Here is a 16,920-nt window from a genome sequence, read left to right on the forward strand (position 1 = left end):
CGCCGGCAGAACGCCTCAACGTGGTGCGCCACGCACCAGACAAAGTGGTACATCGTGCATCACTCCTGGTGTACGGTGCACCAGTGAATCGCCTCCTCCTCACGTGGTCGGACGCGGGCACGCTCGGGCCGGCGCCGGCGCACCAGGGCCGCCGGCCCGAGGGCGATCGCGGGCCGGTGCTGCGGCTGCTCGACCAGGAAGAGAGCCGCTACGACGCGATCGTGGTCCTCACCATCCCGGCGGGCGAGGCGCCGTCGCGGGCGCTCGTCGAGCGGGCGCGGGCGCGCGCGCCGCGGATCGAGCTCCGGGTCGTGGACGTCGACGATCCGTCGGACCACGCGAAGCTCTTCCGGGCGCTCGGCAAGCTCTCGGCGCAGCTCAAGCGCGCCTTCCCGCCGGCGGCGTGGGCGACGGACGTCCTTCTCTCGGCCGGCACGCCGCAGGCGCAGACGCTCTGGGTCATCCTTGTGCAGGCGGGGATCCTGCCGGCGCGCATGCTCCAGGTGATCCCGGCGGCGTTCGTGCCGCACCCGCACCCGCGGCCGGTACGCGAGGTCCGGCTCGACATCGAGGGCTTCCCCGAGATCCGCGCGCTGCGGGAGGAGGTCGTGCGCCTGCGGGCCGAGGCGCGCGCGCGCGACACGGTGCTCGTCGGCGAGAGTGAGCCGATGCGCTTCCTCCGCGCCCGCATCACCCGGGTCGCCGCGACCGACGTGCCCGTGCTGATCGTCGGCGAGACAGGGACCGGAAAGGAGCTCGCGGCCAGGGCGATCCACGAGCACAGCCCGCGCGCGCGAGGGCCGTTCATCGCGGAGAACTGCAGCGTCTTCGCCGAGGGCGTGCTCGCGAGCGAGCTGTTCGGCCACGAGGCGGGGGCCTTCACCGGGGCCGCGGGGCGGCGGCGCGGCGTCTTCGAGCAGGCGCACGGCGGGACGCTGTTCCTCGACGAGATCGGCGAGCTGTCCCCGCGGGTGCAGGCGTCCCTGCTGCGCGTGCTCCAGGACGGGACGCTGCGGCGGGTGGGCGGCGAGGCGAAGATCGAGCTGGACGTCCGCGTCCTCGCGGCCACCCACCGCGATCTCGCGGCGATGGTCGAGGAAGGGACGTTCCGCGAGGATCTGTATTACCGGCTCCGCGGCGCGATCATCGAGGTTCCCCCGCTGCGCGCGCGGGGTGGCGACATCGAGGTGCTCGTCGGCGCGTTCCTCGACGAGGTGCGGTCGCGGCGCAAGGGGCGCGGGCTCGAGGTGACGCGCGAGGCGCTGAGGCGCCTTTACCAGCACACCTGGCCGGGCAACGTGCGCGAGCTGCGCGCGGAGGTGCAGCGGTGGGGCGTGTTCTGCGAGCACACGGTCGACGTGGGCGATCTCGCGCCGGAGATCGCGTCGCCGGCGGCGCGGCCGGCGAGCGGCGGCGCAGGCGGGATCGCGCGAGCGACGGCGCCGGAGGCAGGCGGCGAGGAGGTCGCGCCGCTCGCGGAGGTCGTGGCGTCGGCCGAGCGCGCCGCGATCGGGCGCGCGCTCGAGGTGCACGAGGGCAACCTCTCGCGCGCGGCGCGCGCGCTCGCCATCGACAGGAACACCCTGAAGCGCAAGATGGCGGCGTATCACCTCGGCAAGGACGCGCCTGCGCGCTCGGCGATCCGAAGAGGCTGAAGCTGCCGCCGCTGCCGAAGAAAGAGAAGAAGAGGACGAACGACCGCGGATGGCGCGAGCGGCGCCCGGGCCGCCGGCGCCAGCAGCGATGTCCTCGATGTCCCGAGGCCGGGCGCCCGAAGGCGCTCGAAGCCCGGAGAGCCGATGCCTACGCCAGGTGCACCCACGAGCGCGCGCGCCTGGTTCAGCCCTTGCATTGCCCCGTCGAGCAGCGTGGGAGGTCGTGCGAATGCTGGCGCTCACATACCATGGGCCGAAGAACGTCCGCGTCGAGGAAAACCCGGAGCCTCGGGTTCAACACCCGAACGACGTGGTCCTGCGCGTGAGTCGCGCCACGATCTGCGGCTCGGATCTGCACCTCTATCATGGCTACGTGCCTGACACGCGCGTGGGGACCATCTTCGGCCACGAGTTCACCGGCGTCGTGGAGGAGCTCGGGGCCTCGGTGCAAACGCTGAAGCGCGGCGACCGCGTCGTGGTGCCCTTCAACATCGCCTGCGGGACGTGCTTCTTCTGCCAGCGAGAGCGCACCTCCGCGTGCGAGAACACGAACCCGCTCACCACGCTCGCCAGCGGGATCTTCGGTTATTCACACACGACCGGCGGCTACCAGGGCGGCCAGGCCGAGCGCGTCCGCGTCCCGTTCGCCGACGTCGGCCCCATGAAGATCCCCGACGACCTCTCGGACGAGGACGCGCTCTTTCTCTCGGATATCCTCCCCACGGGGTACCAGGCCGCGGAGATGGGGGACATCGGCCCCGCGGACACCGTGGCCGTCTTCGGCTGCGGGCCCGTCGGCCTCGTGGCCCAGCGGTGCGCATGGATCCTCGGCGCGCGCCGGGTCATCGCCGTCGATTCGGTCGGTTACCGCCTCGATTTCGCGCGCCGGCACAACAAGGCAGAGACGCTCGATTTCAGCGAGACCCCGGATGTCGTGTCCGCGCTCCGGGACATGACCGACGGCCGCGGGCCGGACGTCTGCATCGAGGCGGTCGGCCTCGAGGCGAACGGCTCGGCGCTGCACGACGTGCTGGGCAAGGCGCTCAAGCTCGAGGCCGGGTCGCCCGTCGCCCTCAACTGGGCGCTCCAGTCGGTCCGCCGCGGCGGGAGGGTCTCGATCGTCGGCGTCTACGGGCCGCCGTGGAACCTCCTCGACGTGGGCGCGGCCATGAACAAGGGCCTGACGATCAAGGCCGGACAGTGCGACGTGAAGCGGTACATGCCCCGCCTGCTCGAGCACATCCGCAGCGGGAACATCGACCCGAGGGCGCTCATCACCCACCGCGCCCCGCTCGAGGCGGCCGCGGAGATGTACCGGGTGTTCGCGGCGAGGACCGACGGGATCCTCAAATGCGTGCTCATTCCGCGGGGGGCCAAGTGAGCTCCGCCATCGAGGAGGGGGCGATCATGGAAGCCGAGATCGTGCTGCCGAGGGAGCTGCCGTACTGGGGAGTCGATCTTTGCCTCGAGGACAGGCCCGGCGTCCCGAGGGAGGTGCCGCCGCGCCTCCTGGAGAGCGCGCACTGGCTCGAGCCCGAGCAGCAGCCGATCGAGGGGCCGCTGCTCAGGCACCCCGGGCGCGCCCGCCCGACGCCGGTGTTCAGCACGGCATTGCCGCCGAGAGGAGCGAGCGGCGCGCTGCGCCGCATCGCCTACAACGTCCCGGATCACCGGCTCTCCCACTGGGTCGCGCTGTTCATCGCGGATCGGGTCGACGTGATCGAGAGCCTCCCGCTCCTGTTGAAGAGGCGGGCCGTCAGGGCAGGCAGGGCCAGGCGCACGGCGTCACAGCGCGCGTGACGAAAGGCGTGCTCGCGCCGATCCAGCGTGGCACACGCGATGCCGGATCGGGACCATGGCCCCCCGGGGCCATGGCGAGACGCGAGGAGCCGAGCGCATGCGCACTGGATGGATGGAAGGCAAGGAGAGCTCGGGCACGCGGCGCGTGATGTCCGGCGCCGCCGAGCAGGCGGCATGAACGCCGCCGACGCGCTCGTGCTCTTCGGAGCGACAGGCGACCTGGCCTTCAAGAAGATCTTCCCGGCGCTGGCCGGGCTGATCCGCCGCCGCAAGCTGGAGGTGCCGCTCGTCGGCGTGGCCAAGAGCCCGTGGGGCCTCGATCAGCTCTACGCCCGCGTCCGCGAGAGCCTCGAGAGGGCGGGCGTGTTCGAGGCCGGCGTGTATCGCGAGCTGTGCGGGCGGCTCTCGTACGTGAGCGGGGATTACGCCGATCCGGCGACGTTCCACCGCCTCCGCGAGCGGCTCGGCACCGCGCAGCGGCCGCTCCACTACATGGCCGTGCCGCCCGACCTGTTCGAAGAGGTCGTCAAGGCGCTCGACCGCTCCGGGTGCGTGCGGCACGGGCGGCTCGTCGTCGAGAAGCCGTTCGGCCACGATCTGGAGTCCGCTCGGGCGCTCTACCGCACGCTCGCGAGCGTCTTTCCGGAAGAGGAGATCTTCCGGATCGACCATTTCCTCGGCAAAGAGCCGGTCCAGAACATCGTTTACTTCCGCTTCGCGAACGCGCTGCTCGAGCCGGTCTGGAACTCCCACCATGTCGAGAGCGTCCAGATCACCATGGCCGAGCGGTTCGGCATCGAGGGCCGAGGCCGGTTCTACGACGCCACCGGGTGCATCCGCGACGTCCTGCAAAACCACCTTTTGCAGGTGGTCGCGTGCCTCGCCATGGATCCACCCCCGTCCGGGGACGCGGACGCCGTGCGTGCGGAGCGCGTCCGGCTGCTGCGGGCCATCGCGCCGCTCGATCCGGCGCACGTCGTCCGCGGTCAATACCAGGGGTATCGCGGCGAGCCGGGCGTCGCGCCAGGGTCGCAGGTCGAGACGTTCTGCGCCGCGCGGCTGCGCATCCACACCTGGCGCTGGGCGGGTGTGCCGTTCTGCATCCGCGCCGGCAAGCGCCTCGCTGTCACGGCGACCGAGGTGCTCGTCCTGCTGCGCCGGCCTCCGCACGCCGTGTTCGACGATGTCGGGCGCGGGGATCCAGACTACGTGCGCATCCGGCTCGCCCCGGCGCCGGAGCTCGCCGTCGGCGTGCGGATCAAGGCGCCCGGCGAGATGATGGCCGGACAGCCGACCGAGCTGCTCGTGATGAACGACCTGTCCGAGGCGCTGGGGCCCTACGAGCGGCTCCTCGGCGACGCGCTCGCCGGCGATCCGACCCTTTTCGCGAGCCAGGCCGAAGTGGAGGCGCAATGGGCCGTTGTCGATCCGGTGCTCGACCACGCGACGCCGCTCTCGCCCTACGAGCCGGGCAGCTGGGGCCCGGCGGAAGCCGACCGCCTCGCCGCCGACCTCGGCGGGTGGCGGACGCCCGCCCTGGCCACCCCGGTGGCGAGGAAGGCCGCATGACCGGGATTCGCGTGCTGCTCGCCGACGTGGACGGCGCGCTCCTCACGCCCGACGGCGTGCTCACCCGCAGGGCGGAGCAGGCGGTGAGTCGGCTCCGCGACGCCGGGATCGACCTCGCGCTGATGAGCAGGCGCTCGCCGCGCGGCCTGCGCGGCCTGCTCGGGCGGCTGGGGATCGCGACGCCGGTCGCCGCGTTCGGCGGCGCCCTGCTGGTGCGGCCGGATCTCTCCGTGATCGAGCAGCACCCGCTCGACAACGGCGCGGCCGCGGTCGTCATCGCGACCCTGGAGCGGCACGGCGCCGCGGTCTGGGTCTACCAGGGCGACGACTGGCTTGTGCGCCGCGCCGACGCGCCGCACGTCGCGCGCGAGCAGGCGGTCGCGCAGTGTGTCCTTAGGGTCGTCGAGCGCTGGGAAGGCGTCGTGAACAGCGCGGTCAAGATCGTCGGCGTCAGCGACGACGCCGGGGTGCTGGAGCGCTGCGAGTCGGACCTCCAGGGGGCCTGCGCGTTCTTCTCGGCGTCATGCGCCGTGCCCCATTGCATCGAGGTGATGCACCCGCGGGCCAACTCCGGAGAGGTCGCGAGGACCCTCTCGGCGCGCCTCGGCCTCTCCGGCGCGGCCATGGCCGCGATCGGCGAGCTGCCCGATCATGTGCTCATGTTCCGGGAGAGCGGGCTCAGCATCGCCATGGGGCAGGCGCGCGCCGTCGTGCAGCGGCAGGCCCACTTCATCACGCTGTCGAACGCCGACGAGGGCTTCGCGCACGCCGTGGAGACCTGGCTGCTCGCCACGGGCGGTGGCGGCCAGTGAGGGACGAGCGTTGGCGCGGCCTCCGGCCCGGCGCGCCTGTCACATGCTGGCCACCGGCCGCTGTCGCGCGCTGGTCCCGATCAGCAACATCGACGTGCCGCTGACGAGGACGTTGACGCCGACGAGCAGCCCGATCGCCCACGCCGCGGTGCTCGGCCAGCGCCACCAGATCAGGACCCCGAGCGCCAGCGCGAGCAGCCCGTCGAACAGGAGCCAGCCCCAGGCGGGCATCTCGCGATGCTGGAGCGCGCGGACGATCTTGAGGAAGCCTTCCGCGAAGAAGAAGGCCGCGAGGATCAAGGTCAGCGTGACCGTGCCCGTCACCGGGAAGGCCACGATCAGGACACCCGCGGCGATCTGGAGCAGGGCGCTCGCGAGCGACCAGCCGGCGTTGGCCCATTGTCGGTGCTGGATGGCGTGGAGGCCCTGGAAGAGGCCGCTCGCCACAAGCACGGCCCCGATGGCGACCGCCGTGACCAGCGAGGCGATCACGGGCATGAGGATCGCGAGCGCGCCGAGCACCAGGAGGGCGATGCCGAGCCCGATGAACGAGCCGCGGTTCTCCCGCAAGGTATGAGGCTCGACCAGCTGCAATCCGAAGCTCGTCGTATGAACAGGGTCCTCCCAGCGATCAGCCATGTGTGCACCCTCCTCTTCCCGGAGCTGGAGTTTCGCCGTAACCGCAACCGCCAATGGAAGCCCAGCGCCTCACCGGCGTGCCCGCTCGCCGCGACGAGCGCCACGCGCTCCGCCGAGAGCGCATGAGCCGGGCGGGGCACGGCGAACAAGGTGCCGCCCCCGAGCGGTGTCAAGTGACCCGAGAGCGGCCGGCCTCGCGCGTCCGTGATCGGGTTGCTCCCCCCCTCACGCCCGGGGGATGGCGGGCGGCCCTCTCCGCGGCGCGGTTCTACCAGCGATCCGCGCGGCCGGGCCGCTCAGCCGGCGAGCCAGCGCAGGAGTGCATCCCAGCGCTCACTCGTACCACGTCGGCACGATCTCCCGCACCTCGGGCAGCGCGGCGATACGACAGACCTGGTCCCAGGCCGCGTCCTCGAGCGCGCCATGGCGCGCGGTGCACTCGGCGTCTCCCGTGGGGAAGAAGTACAGGGTCTCTGCGGGCACATCGCACCTGGCGCGCCCCCTCGACGAGCCGGCCCGGATCGCGGGCGCGATGCCCCGCACGCGCGCGAGGAGCGCCGCGTCGTCCGACGGCAGGCAAAACTCCAGAGATCCATCGTTCACGCACCCTGTTTCCCGGGTGAACGCGAGCTTCTGGGTCGGGCACGACGGCGCAGGCGGCGGAGGCCCCTCGACGACCCCGTCCCCCGGCGTGGACGGCGGCGCCGACGTACAGCTCGCCAAGCACGCTATCAGCCAACGAGAGATCGCGAATCGTCGCATGGATCCACTCCCCGTGTGCTCCGGCGGCGCACCGCTAGCCGATACCGCGGAGACGCTGGACCTGTCAACCCGGAGGTCCTGCAGTTTGGGCTTGACGTCTCCAAGACGTTTGGGTGTGCTTTCCCCCGGCCTCGTCGGGCTTCGACCTCGACGACCTCGGGCTGGTGGGAGCGCCGGCAATCTCATCAAGTACTGGGCGGCGCCCGGCGAGAAGCCCGTCTTCGATTTCGACGGCATCCGGGATTCTTGCCGTATCAAGGGCATCCTCGTCTCCGGCAATTACATTCACCTCAAGGGGCTCGAGATCAAGGGCGTTCGCCAGAACAACAACCTGAACCACGAGTCCTGGGGCGTGTGGAATCAGGGCAGCAACAACATCTTCGAGGCGCTCGACGTCCATCACATCATGGGCGCCGGCATCTTCATCCAGCGCGGCAGCAACAACCTCGTGCTCAACTGCGACTCGCACGAGCGGCGGCGCAACCAGCGCCGGTAGCGGTGGAACCTCGGGCACGGGCGGCGATGGCGCCGATCCGAGCACGGGCAGCGCCGACGACTCGGCCGGCTGCGCGTGCAGCACGCCTGGCGGCCACCGGCCGGATGGAGCGGGCTTCGCGCTCCTCAACCTCATGCTCTGGGCCTTCAGAGCGCGCCGGAAGTGCCGAGTCCCAGCAAGTGCCGGTCGTCGGCGTCATGGCCATTCAGGCAGTATTCACCTTGCGTGAGCTGTCACGCGTGTACTCGGTAGCCTGGATCCATCAAGCCGGCCTGTTGCGCAGCGCGAGCCCGATCCCGACCGCGGCCGCGCCGATCACGAACGGCAGGGCGCCCAGCGAGGCGCCGATGTTCACGCACTGATTGGCCTCCTCCGTGCCGACGCGCCGGATCAGCTCGCGCTGCGTGGCGTCGATCTCGACGCCTTGATAACCAAGCGCCGCTTCCACGCGGGCGATTGCAATGGAACGGCCGAGCAGCCCCACCGAGACGGCGCTGAGCCCCAGCAGCACGGCGATGGCCCCCGGGATCCATGCCATGCTCCGCGCCTTCGTCGCCAGCATCGCCGCCCCCGCGAGGCCGATCGCGAGGCCGGATATCCCGGCCAGGAGGGCGAGCCACGCCGCCCACCCGCACGCAGTGAACGCTTCCAACACGCTCTGCATACTGCCTCACTAGAGTGACAAACGGGTTGAAGCCGCACGCAAACAGCGAGAAGTTGGGACGCCAGAAGACGCCAAGAGACGCCAGAAGACGCCAATATTTATTGTTTTTTGGCGTCTTCTGGCGTCTTTGGGCGTCTTCTGGCGTCCTGGCGTCTCATTTCTCGCGTTTCCAAGCTGATCGCTGTTCTAGCGCAGCGCCGGCCCGGAGAGAAGCGTCAGGTCCACCGCATGGGGCTCCTCGCTCCCCTCTGCCGGCATCGGTTCATCGGCGGAGTCGGGCGCGGAAGGTCGCCTCTCATGTCGCGAGAGGCGTCCACCTGACGTGGAGCAGAGCCCCCCACCCTGCGAGTCTTCGCCTCCAGCTGACCACAGGAGGCGCCAGCGCCAGCGCCCGGCACGGGACCGCTGCGATTCCGCCCCGATTCCCACGAGGCAGCGCTCCGGCTACGCTCCGCGCTTCGAGGTGCACCCGATGAAGGTTTGGCGAATCGAACGCATGCTCATGATTCCAACAGCGTTCTGCGCTGCGGCGTGCGCCGCACCAGGCCCCGACGAAGGACCGCTCGCGGCCGCGCGCACGGCGCTCACCGTCACCGAGGACCAGAAGCTGACCGAGGAGGCGCCGGCCCTCCAGCGCGTGTTCGGGTTCGCTGTCGCGGGCAGCGGCGACACGGCGCTGATCGGAACCCCCGACGAGAACAACCTGACCCGCGGCGCTGCGCACGTCTACACCGTGACCGGCGGGGCCGCGACGCTCGACGCCACGCTCGTGCCCAGCGACGGCGAGAACGGCATGGCGTTCGGCCGTCAGGTGGCCCTCGACGGCGATACCGCCGCCGTCATGGCCAGCGCCAACTATGAGGCGCGGCCGTACGAAGAGCGCGTCTATGTGTTTGTCCGGAGCGACGGCGCCTGGTCGGAGCAAGCGAAGCTGACCGTCCCCGAGGATCCGGCGTTGAGCTTCTCGAGGATGGCGGTCGACGTCGGTGGGGACACGGTCGTCGCGAGCACGGTGGGAGAGGACATCGACATCGTGCTGGGCAAGGCATTTGCTTTCACGAGGACGGGCGGCGCGTGGTCGCCGCGGGTGGAGCTCGTGCCTCAGGACAGCCCTCGGGGATTCGGCTGGTCGGTCGCTGTGTCGGGCGACACGGCGATCGTGGGCGCGGCGGCGGATTCGCCCGAAGGCAGCGAGTTCGCCGGCTCGGCCTACGTGTTCGTGCGTGATGGGGAGAGCTGGACGCAACAGGCGAAGCTCCTGCCGCATGACATGAGCGCCCGCGCGTCCTTCGGTTTCTCGGTCGATCTCGCCGGGGACACCGCGGCGATCGGAGCCAAGAGCGCGGTGTACATCTACACGCGGAGCGGCGGCGCCTGGACCGAGCAGGCGAAGCTCGTGCCCGCCTTGAGAGGGAGCGAGGCGACAGGGGTGCAGCTCCTGGGCAACGCCGTGGTCGCCGGGTTCGTCGGCGTGGCTGACAACAAGGGGATCGTGTCCGTGTTTCACGGAGGAGAAGGGACATGGACGGAGGCGCGAACGCTCGCGCCGTCGGATGGGCAAACGCTGGACTTTTTCGGGTGGAGCACGGGATACGCCGGCGGGAGCGTGATCGTCGGGGCGCCGTACCACAGCGCCCCTCTGAACCGAAGCGGCGCGGCCTATGTGTACGCGCTGCCGTCCCTGGACGGCGCGGCGTGCGTGGCCGACACCGATTGCCTGAGCGGCTCCTGCGAGGCCGGCCAGTGCGCGCCCGGGGGCAGCAGCGGCGCGGGCGGCGGCGGCTCTGGCGGTGATGCCGGCGGCGGCGGCGCGAGCAGCAGTGTTGCGGGCGGCGGCGGCTCTGGCGGTGATGCCGGCGGCGGCGGCGCGAGCAGCAGTGTTGCGGGCGGCGGCGGGAACGCGGGCAGTAGCACGACGTCCGCTGGTACGGGCAATCCTGGGCCCGACGCCAGCGGGGGTGGCGGCTGCCGTATCGTAACCGCCCGACCAACGCCATCGTGATCAGCCCGTCGGGGCCGGTTACCAGTTCCCATCGCGACGAAGGAGGAAGCGATGGCGACGAGGGTGGAGTGGGCCGAGCGGGTGGAGCGATGGGAGCGCAGCGGGCTGAGCGCCGAGAAGTTCGCGCGGCGCGAAGGGTACAAGCCGAAGCAGCTGTACTGGTGGCGCTGGAAGCTGCGAGCTGACCAGCCCTCGCCGTCGTCGTTGACCGAAGCGCCGCGCTTTCTGCCGGTCCACGTGGTGACGGACGCATCGGTCGTCGCGCCGGAGCCGATCGAGATTGCGCTGCCCAACGGGCGGGTGGTGCGGGTCCGGCCGGGCTTCGACCCGGCCACGCTCGAGCGGGTCCTGGCGCTCGCGGCCGAGGAGACGCCGTGCTGACGCTGCCGCCGTCGGTGCGCGTGTACATCGCAGCCGAGCCCACGGACCTGCGCAAGAGCTTTGATGGGCTGTCGGCCTTGGTCTCTCAGCGCTTCGGAGCCGATCCGATCTGTGGGCATCTGTTCGTGTTCAGGAATCGGCGAGGTGACCAGATGCGCGTCTTGTTCTGGGACCGCACTGGCTACATGATCGTGGCGAAGAAATTGGCCCGCGGGCGATTCCATCTCGCCCGCGACCTGCCCAAGGGGACCACCCACGTTGAGGTCGATGCGGCCGAGCTGTCGCTGATGCTCGAAGGGTTCGACCTGTCCGAGGCCGTGCGGCGCAAGCGCTGGAGGCCCAGCGTGAGAAAAATTGCTCCGTCGAAGCAAAGCTTGATGGATGCGCGGGGGATAGCTATCCCCCGCGCCACGTGACCAGTCCTCTTCAGTCCCAGGCACAACTGCCCGCCGATCTGGCGGATGTGCGGCGCAAGCTCGAGCAGCTGGCGGCCGCCGGGCAGCTTCCGGAGCTCATCGACCTGGTGCTCGGGCTGCTGGTCCAGCTACGCGACAAGAACACCGCGCTCTCGGCGAGGCTCGCGAGCGCGCTGCGCGAGCTGTACGGCCGCAAGAGCCAGCAGGTCTCGACCGAGCAGCTGATGCTGATGTTCGCCGAGCTCGGGGCGGAAGCGCCGCCGGGGGCGGCGGGCTCGGAGCCCGGCGCGGACGCTCCGCCGCAGCCGGAGCAGGGGCTGGTGCCGCAACCCCCTGAGCCGCCGAAGCCGCCGCGAGGACGGGGCGGGCGCGCGCCACTTCCCGAGCACCTGCCGCGTGAGACGCGCATGGTGCCCGTCCCCGAGGCGGAGCGGACGTGCCCACAGTGCGGCGCGGACAAGAAGTGCATTGGCCATCGCACGAGCGAAGTGCTCGAGTTCGTGCCGGCGCAGTTCAAGATCATCGAGGAGAAGCGGGAGAAGCTCGCCTGCCCGCGTTGCCCCGAGCAGGGCGTAACGACGGCGGACAGCGAGAAGGTGATGGACCGAGGGCGCCCAGGACCGGGGCTGCTCGCCAGCATCCTTGTCGAGAAGTTCGAGGACTCGATGCCGCTGTACCGGCAGACGCAGCAGTACGCGCGCTTCGGCGTGTCGCTGTCGCCGTCGACGCTGGGAGACTGGTCCGCGTTCGCGCTCGATGTGCTCGCTCCCGTGGCCGAGAGGCTCGGGGAGCGGGTGCTGGACTCGTTCTATCTGCGCGCCGACGACACGGGGATGCGGGTGCTGGATCGAGATCATCCGTCGGGGGTGAAGCGAGGCCATATCTGGGCCTTTGTCGGCGCGGATCTCGTCGCGTTCCTGTACGCACCGGACTGGAAGGCGAAGCATCCAGCCGCGCTGCTGCAGGGCTTCACCGGCTACTTGCAGGGCGATGGATACGCGGGCTATGGCGCGATGCTCCGCGGAGGCGACGACGGCGAGATGATCGTGCCCGAGGAGCGTCGGCTCGGCTGCGGGATGCACATCCGCGCCAAGTTCGAGAAGGCGGCCAAGGGCGGCGACGCGCGAGCGGCGGTAGCGCTCTCGTACTTCAAGGCCATCTACCGAATCGAGGCGACCTGCAAAGATGAGGCGCTGTCCACGGAGGCGCGCCTGGCGCACCGGCAGGAGCGGTCGCTCCTCGTTGTGGACGAGCTGTATCAGTGGATTCACGAGCTGCACCTGCGGCTCGTGCCAGGCACACCGCTCTACATGGCTACCCAGTATGCCATCAACCAGGAGGCAGCGTGGCGGCGCTGCTTCACGGATGGACGCTTTGAGATAGACAACGGCGAGGTCGAGCGGCAGCTAAGACGTGTAGCCCTCGGAAGAAAGAACTACTTGTTCGCGGGCTCCGATAAGGGCGCTCAGCGCCTGGCCATCGGCTACACGATCTTCGGCTCGTGTCGAATGCACGGAGTCAACCCGCTCGCCTGGGCGACAGACGTCATCGGCAAGCTGCAGGCGGGCTGGCCGCGCGACCGGCTGGACGAGTTGCTGCCCGACGCATGGGCGAGATCGTCGCGCGCTGCTCCGAGCGCCGGCGACGCCGGCGCGACCTGAACAACGCGAACTTCGGCCGGCGACGCAGGCGGAGGCCACCTCGGCGGGCCCCCCGTGCAGAACCGCCTGTGCCCGCGCCGAGTCGTGGACCGACGCCGCCCCGCGCCCAGCATCGTCGACCCCGGTGAGAGCCGCAAGGGGCCGTGCCCATGGCGATGGCCGGGTGGTTACGCCGTATCGGCGGTCCAGGTCAGCCGACGCGCAGCGCTTCCACGCTCATGGCCTTCGCGCTCGCGCTGGCCGTCTTGCCGGCAAGGCGCCTCCGCGACGCGCGCCGCCGGCGGCTGGCGGCCCGGGATACGGCCCTCCCGACCTGACACCGCAGCTCGCCCGCCGCTGGCCCTTGCCGTGGCCCGACACGAAGGACAGGGGCCGCTACGAGATCACGCGGCGGGACGTCGACTGGATGGTCTTCCGGGTGCCCGGCCTGCGCAACGTCGCCCAGACAGGCCCCTATTTCCATGACGGATCGGTCTCCTCGCTGGAGGAGGCCGTGAGGATGATGGCGAGACACCAGCTCGGGAAGGAGCTCTCCGACAAGGAGGTGCACCTGATCACCCGCTGGCTCGACCGCCTGACGGGCGAGATCCCCCGCGCCGACATCGCGCTCGACGAGGCGTCGCGCGCGATCGTGCTGGAGCCAGGATACCCAGGAAAATTGTGATCCACCTCAGCCCCAGACTGAGATAACCTCGCCCTGGAAGGTCGATGGACGCGCAGAAGACCGTGACGCTCGAGGCGGAGCTGGACGCGTTGCAGAAGGAAGTGCAGCGCCTGCGCTCCCGCGTCGCCGAGCTGGAGGCGACCGGCCGCGGCTCCCCGGAGCGCTTGCTCGACGCGCTGCCCAGCCTCGTTTACGTGCTCGATCTCGATGAGGGGCGGTACGTCTACCGGAACCGGGAGCTCGCCGATCTCCTGGGAGAGGGCGGCGGAGCCGCGGCAGGCTCGCCCGACGGCGACGGCCTGTCCCCGGTAGTCCATCCGGACGATATCGGTCGCATCGAGGAGTACCGGGCTCGCATGGCCGCCTCGGAGAGCGGGGAGCAGGCCACGGTGGAGTACCGCGTGCGCGGTCGCGACGGCGGCTGGCGATGGTTCCTCGAGCGAGGCGTCGCGCTCGGCCGCGATCCGGAGGCACCGGGGCGGCGGATGCTCGGGTCGGCGCACGACATCACCGCGCGCAAGCATACGGAGCGGATGCTCGAGCGGAGTGAGAGCCTGCTCCATGCGTTCCTCGAATACACGCCGTCCATGGTGGTCGCCGTGGACGCCGCGGGCCGGCTCCTCCTCGTGAACCGCGAAATCGAGTCGTTTTACAAGATGAGCCGCGAGGAATTGCTGGGGCGGGTCGTCTACGACCTTCTCCCGGCGCCGGCGGCCGCCTCGATACGAAAGGCCAATGAAGAGGTGGCGGCCGCCGGGCGTCCGGGCGCATCCGAGCAGGTGCTCGTCTACCCGAACGGTCCGCGCACCTACCTGTCGACCAAGTTCCCCATCCGCGACGCCGAGGGGAAGATCTACGCGGTCGGGACGATCTCGGTCGACATCAGCCGAGCCAAGCAGGCCGAGGCCGAGCGCGCGGAGATGCAGCGGCGGCTCATCGAGATGCAGCAGGCGACGATCCAGGAGCTCATCACGCCGCTCCTGCCGCTGGCGCCCGGCGTCGTCGCGATGCCGATCGTCGGGAGCGTCGACCCCGTGCGCGCCGAGCAGATCCTGACGACGTTGCTCGAAGGGATCGCCGACCGGCAGGCCAAGATCGCCATCCTCGACATCACCGGGGTGAAGGTCGTCGACGAGCGGGTGGCGCAATCCTTCGTCGACGCGGCCCGGGCCGCGAGATTGCTCGGCACCCGGGTCGTGCTCACCGGGATCAAGCCGCAGATCGCGCAGACGCTCACGACGATGGGCGCCGATCTGAGCGGCATCGTGACCAAAGGGACCCTGGAGAGCGGCATCGCCTACGCGCTGGGGCGCCGGCTCCGCTGGTGACCGAGCGCGCTCCCACCGAGCGACCGGGTGTACGCGGATACGCACAGGGCCTTCACGGCATCGGCGGAATCCGGGAGGACCTCGGAAGAGCAGGTTTCTCGCGCCCCTGACGGTGTATTCTAGTGATGACATGCGCCCGCGCCCATAACAGAGCGCGAAGCGCTGTCGGTACAACGTGCGATGTGACCCAGGAGGTTGCCTATGAAGCCTGGAGTGATGCCGTTGCGTGGCGCGATCGTGGTGACCATGGCCGTCAGCCTGGTCGCGGGGGCAGCGCTGGCCCGCGGCGTGCCGATGCTGCAGAGTTACGATCCGATGCCCGGTCCCTCGCCCTGGGGCCCTGACGACGAGGCGGGCGCCTCCAACACGCAGACGCCGGACAAGGTCCTCGAGGGCAAGCGCCTGATCAAGGAGGGCAAGGTCTATCGTCTGGGTCACGTCTACGAGCCGGGGATGCCGACGTTCCCGGGCAACCAGGGGCTCTCCGTCGAGGCGGGGCCGATCTCGGTCATCCAGCAGCAGGTCACGAACTCCGAGGTGATGCACGGGGAGTTCGGCCAGATGGGGACGGAGTTCGACGCGCTGGGCCATTTCGGCTACATCCCGCCCGGGAGCACGGACCCCGCCGACGCGCTCTTCTACAACCAGTTCACCGGCGCCGAGATCCTCACGGAGGACGGGCTCGCGCACCTCGGCGTCGAGCACGTGAAGCCGCTCGTCACGCGCGGCGTGCTCCTCGACGTCAAGCGCTACGCGAACGGCGGGCAGACGCTCGCGTTCGGCCAGGAGATCACGCTGGCCATGGTGAAGAAGACGCTGCGCGCGCAGAAGATGGACGAGCGCGACATCGGCGTCGGCGACGTCGTGCTGATCTTCACGGGCTGGGAGGAGAACTGGGAGCTCGGCACCGAGGGCTATTACACGCAGCCAGGCGTGGGGCTGGCCCAGCCGGGGATCGGGATCGAGGTCGCGAAGTGGCTCGCGTCGAAGGGGATCGCCTGCGTCGGGTCGGACAATTTCGGCATCGAGGTCACCCCGCCGAAGCCTCCGGTGGCGCCGGGGGTGGTCTTCCCGGTGCACCATCACCTGCTGGTGAAGAGCGGAATCTTCATGCACGAGGTGATGGTGCTCTCGGAGCTGGCCGCGGATCTGGCCGCGGAGCTCCAGGAGCGGCCCCACGGCCACAAGAGCCCCTACGAGTTCTTCTACGTTTACAGCCCGCTGCCCCTCCGGGGCGCGTCCGGATCACCGGGCATCCCGCTCGCGATCCGGTGAGCGGATCGGCGCGCCGGCGCCGCGCGCGCCCGCGTCACCCGGCGAAGCGTTGGGGCCCCTGGACCATTCCGCCGGCCGAGCGCATCCCTCGCCGCTCCTGTCCAGGGTTTGCCACTGCGCGTCAGCGCGATTCACGCGGTGGGGCTCGCCGAGCAGGTTTCCAGTACGTGTCCGAGGCGTCTCTTCCGGCGGCGCCTCCGGCGGCGCCGAAGGAACAACCAGGCCACGCCGGCGGACTCGGCAGCTCCGCCCGGGGTGCTCGGCACGCTCGCTCGCTCCGCTGCTCTGGGTCTGATAGAATGGTCGTTGGCCATGCTCGAGCTCCTCCGCAACCCGCACCACACGGTGACGATCGACCCGGCTTCGCAGATAGCCCGGGTGACGCGGAGCGCGCTGCCGTCCGAGTCTGTCGCGCAGTTCGAGGAGCTGTGGATGGAGGTGAGCCGCGCGCTCGACCGGGTCGACCGCCATCGGCTGTGTCTGCTCATCGATCTGCGCGCCGCGGTGGGGCGGAACGAGCCGCAGTTCGAGGCGGCGATGCAGCGGATCCGGCCGCCCGTGATGGGCCGCTTCCGGCGCGTCGCCATCCTCGTGCGGACGACCGCGGGGGCGCTGCAGATCCAGCGCCACTTCCGCGAGGACGGCATCGATCGGATGATCGGCAGCGACGAGGCGCGGCTGCTCGACTACCTCCGAGAAGCACCGGCGCGCGTCCGTTGACGCGGGCCGCGATCGGCGCAGCCCCCCCCAGACGCGCGCTGCTGCGCCGTCCGCGGTCTGCATCGAGGTGTCCTCC

The 16,920-nt window shown here is 70.4% G+C and carries 18 protein-coding genes; 15 read left to right on the forward strand and 3 right to left on the reverse strand.

Going from position 1 to position 16,920, the window contains the following annotated elements:
• The first annotated feature begins 83 nt into the window (after window positions 1–83).
• The 5 genes from WMF22_RS37785 (at window position 84) to WMF22_RS37805 (ending at window position 5,836) form a co-directional block, all read left to right on the forward strand.
• Complete coding sequence (locus tag WMF22_RS37785; protein ID WP_438032903.1) at window positions 84–1,655, forward strand: sigma-54 interaction domain-containing protein; 1,572 nt, start codon at window positions 84–86, stop codon at window positions 1,653–1,655.
• Between the two features lie 229 nt (window positions 1,656–1,884).
• Window positions 1,885–3,036 (forward strand): zinc-dependent alcohol dehydrogenase, encoded by a 1,152-nt coding sequence (locus tag WMF22_RS37790; protein WP_438032904.1) that lies wholly within the window; start codon window positions 1,885–1,887, stop codon window positions 3,034–3,036.
• Between the two features lie 26 nt (window positions 3,037–3,062).
• The gene (locus WMF22_RS37795; protein WP_438032905.1) at window positions 3,063–3,455 is read left to right on the forward strand and encodes a hypothetical protein; all 393 of its coding nucleotides are present in this window, start codon (window positions 3,063–3,065) and stop codon (window positions 3,453–3,455) included.
• A gap of 174 nt (window positions 3,456–3,629) precedes the next feature.
• Window positions 3,630–5,024, forward strand: coding sequence for a glucose-6-phosphate dehydrogenase (gene zwf, locus WMF22_RS37800; protein ID WP_438032906.1), 1,395 nt, complete (start codon window positions 3,630–3,632; stop codon window positions 5,022–5,024).
• Complete coding sequence (locus WMF22_RS37805) at window positions 5,021–5,836, forward strand: HAD hydrolase family protein (protein ID WP_438032907.1); 816 nt, start codon at window positions 5,021–5,023, stop codon at window positions 5,834–5,836. Before zwf ends, WMF22_RS37805 begins: the two co-directional genes overlap by 4 nt.
• Before the next feature lie 39 nt (window positions 5,837–5,875).
• Here WMF22_RS37805 and WMF22_RS37810 read toward each other — a convergent pair whose 3' ends face one another.
• Complete coding sequence (locus WMF22_RS37810; protein ID WP_437294807.1) at window positions 5,876–6,475, reverse strand: HdeD family acid-resistance protein; 600 nt, start codon at window positions 6,473–6,475, stop codon at window positions 5,876–5,878.
• 333 nt (window positions 6,476–6,808) lie between these two features.
• Window positions 6,809–7,198, reverse strand: a complete 390-nt coding sequence (locus tag WMF22_RS37815; protein ID WP_437294808.1) for a hypothetical protein — start codon at window positions 7,196–7,198, stop codon at window positions 6,809–6,811.
• A 154-nt stretch (window positions 7,199–7,352) separates the two neighbouring features.
• On the opposite strand from WMF22_RS37815, the gene WMF22_RS37820 reads away from it, so the two are divergent.
• Window positions 7,353–7,733, forward strand: a complete 381-nt coding sequence (locus tag WMF22_RS37820) for a right-handed parallel beta-helix repeat-containing protein (protein WP_438032908.1) — start codon at window positions 7,353–7,355, stop codon at window positions 7,731–7,733.
• The gene (locus tag WMF22_RS37825; protein ID WP_438037317.1) at window positions 7,636–7,962 is read left to right on the forward strand and encodes an MYXO-CTERM sorting domain-containing protein; all 327 of its coding nucleotides are present in this window, start codon (window positions 7,636–7,638) and stop codon (window positions 7,960–7,962) included. Before WMF22_RS37820 ends, WMF22_RS37825 begins: the two co-directional genes overlap by 98 nt.
• Window positions 7,963–7,995: 33 nt before the next feature.
• On the opposite strand, the gene WMF22_RS37830 is transcribed toward WMF22_RS37825, so the two are convergent.
• Entirely contained in the window at window positions 7,996–8,295 is a 300-nt protein-coding gene (locus WMF22_RS37830) for a hypothetical protein (protein ID WP_438032909.1), read from the reverse strand.
• 598 nt (window positions 8,296–8,893) lie between these two features.
• On the opposite strand from WMF22_RS37830, the gene WMF22_RS37835 reads away from it, so the two are divergent.
• The 8 genes from WMF22_RS37835 to WMF22_RS37870 all read left to right on the forward strand — a co-directional run bounded on the left by WMF22_RS37835 (window position 8,894) and on the right by WMF22_RS37870 (window position 16,844).
• Window positions 8,894–10,399: a hypothetical protein gene (locus WMF22_RS37835; protein ID WP_438032910.1), complete on the forward strand. Its 1,506-nt coding sequence runs from the start codon at window positions 8,894–8,896 to the stop codon at window positions 10,397–10,399.
• Between the two features lie 51 nt (window positions 10,400–10,450).
• The gene (gene tnpA, locus WMF22_RS37840; protein ID WP_437294489.1) at window positions 10,451–10,780 is read left to right on the forward strand and encodes an IS66 family insertion sequence element accessory protein TnpA; all 330 of its coding nucleotides are present in this window, start codon (window positions 10,451–10,453) and stop codon (window positions 10,778–10,780) included.
• Window positions 10,774–11,196 (forward strand): IS66 family insertion sequence element accessory protein TnpB, encoded by a 423-nt coding sequence (gene tnpB, locus WMF22_RS37845; RefSeq protein WP_437294488.1) that lies wholly within the window; start codon window positions 10,774–10,776, stop codon window positions 11,194–11,196. Before tnpA ends, tnpB begins: the two co-directional genes overlap by 7 nt.
• Window positions 11,193–12,857 carry an IS66 family transposase gene (gene tnpC / locus WMF22_RS37850; protein WP_438032196.1) on the forward strand — a complete coding sequence of 555 codons (1,665 nt, stop codon included), beginning with the start codon at window positions 11,193–11,195 and terminating at the stop codon, window positions 12,855–12,857. Before tnpB ends, tnpC begins: the two co-directional genes overlap by 4 nt.
• A 343-nt stretch (window positions 12,858–13,200) precedes the next feature.
• Complete coding sequence (locus tag WMF22_RS37855) at window positions 13,201–13,521, forward strand: hypothetical protein (RefSeq protein ID WP_438032911.1); 321 nt, start codon at window positions 13,201–13,203, stop codon at window positions 13,519–13,521.
• Between the two features lie 44 nt (window positions 13,522–13,565).
• Window positions 13,566–14,849, forward strand: a complete 1,284-nt coding sequence (locus tag WMF22_RS37860) for a PAS domain-containing protein (protein ID WP_438032912.1) — start codon at window positions 13,566–13,568, stop codon at window positions 14,847–14,849.
• Between the two features lie 201 nt (window positions 14,850–15,050).
• Entirely contained in the window at window positions 15,051–16,124 is a 1,074-nt protein-coding gene (locus tag WMF22_RS37865; RefSeq protein ID WP_437294814.1) for a cyclase family protein, read from the forward strand.
• 312 nt (window positions 16,125–16,436) lie between these two features.
• On the forward strand, window positions 16,437–16,844 hold the full coding sequence (locus tag WMF22_RS37870; RefSeq protein ID WP_437294815.1) for a hypothetical protein: 408 nt from the start codon (window positions 16,437–16,439) through the stop codon (window positions 16,842–16,844).
• The last annotated feature ends 76 nt before the right edge of the window (window positions 16,845–16,920 follow it).

The organism is Sorangium sp. So ce204 (assembly GCF_051526795.1).
GTDB lineage: Bacteria > Myxococcota_A > Polyangia > Polyangiales > Polyangiaceae > Sorangium > Sorangium cellulosum_B.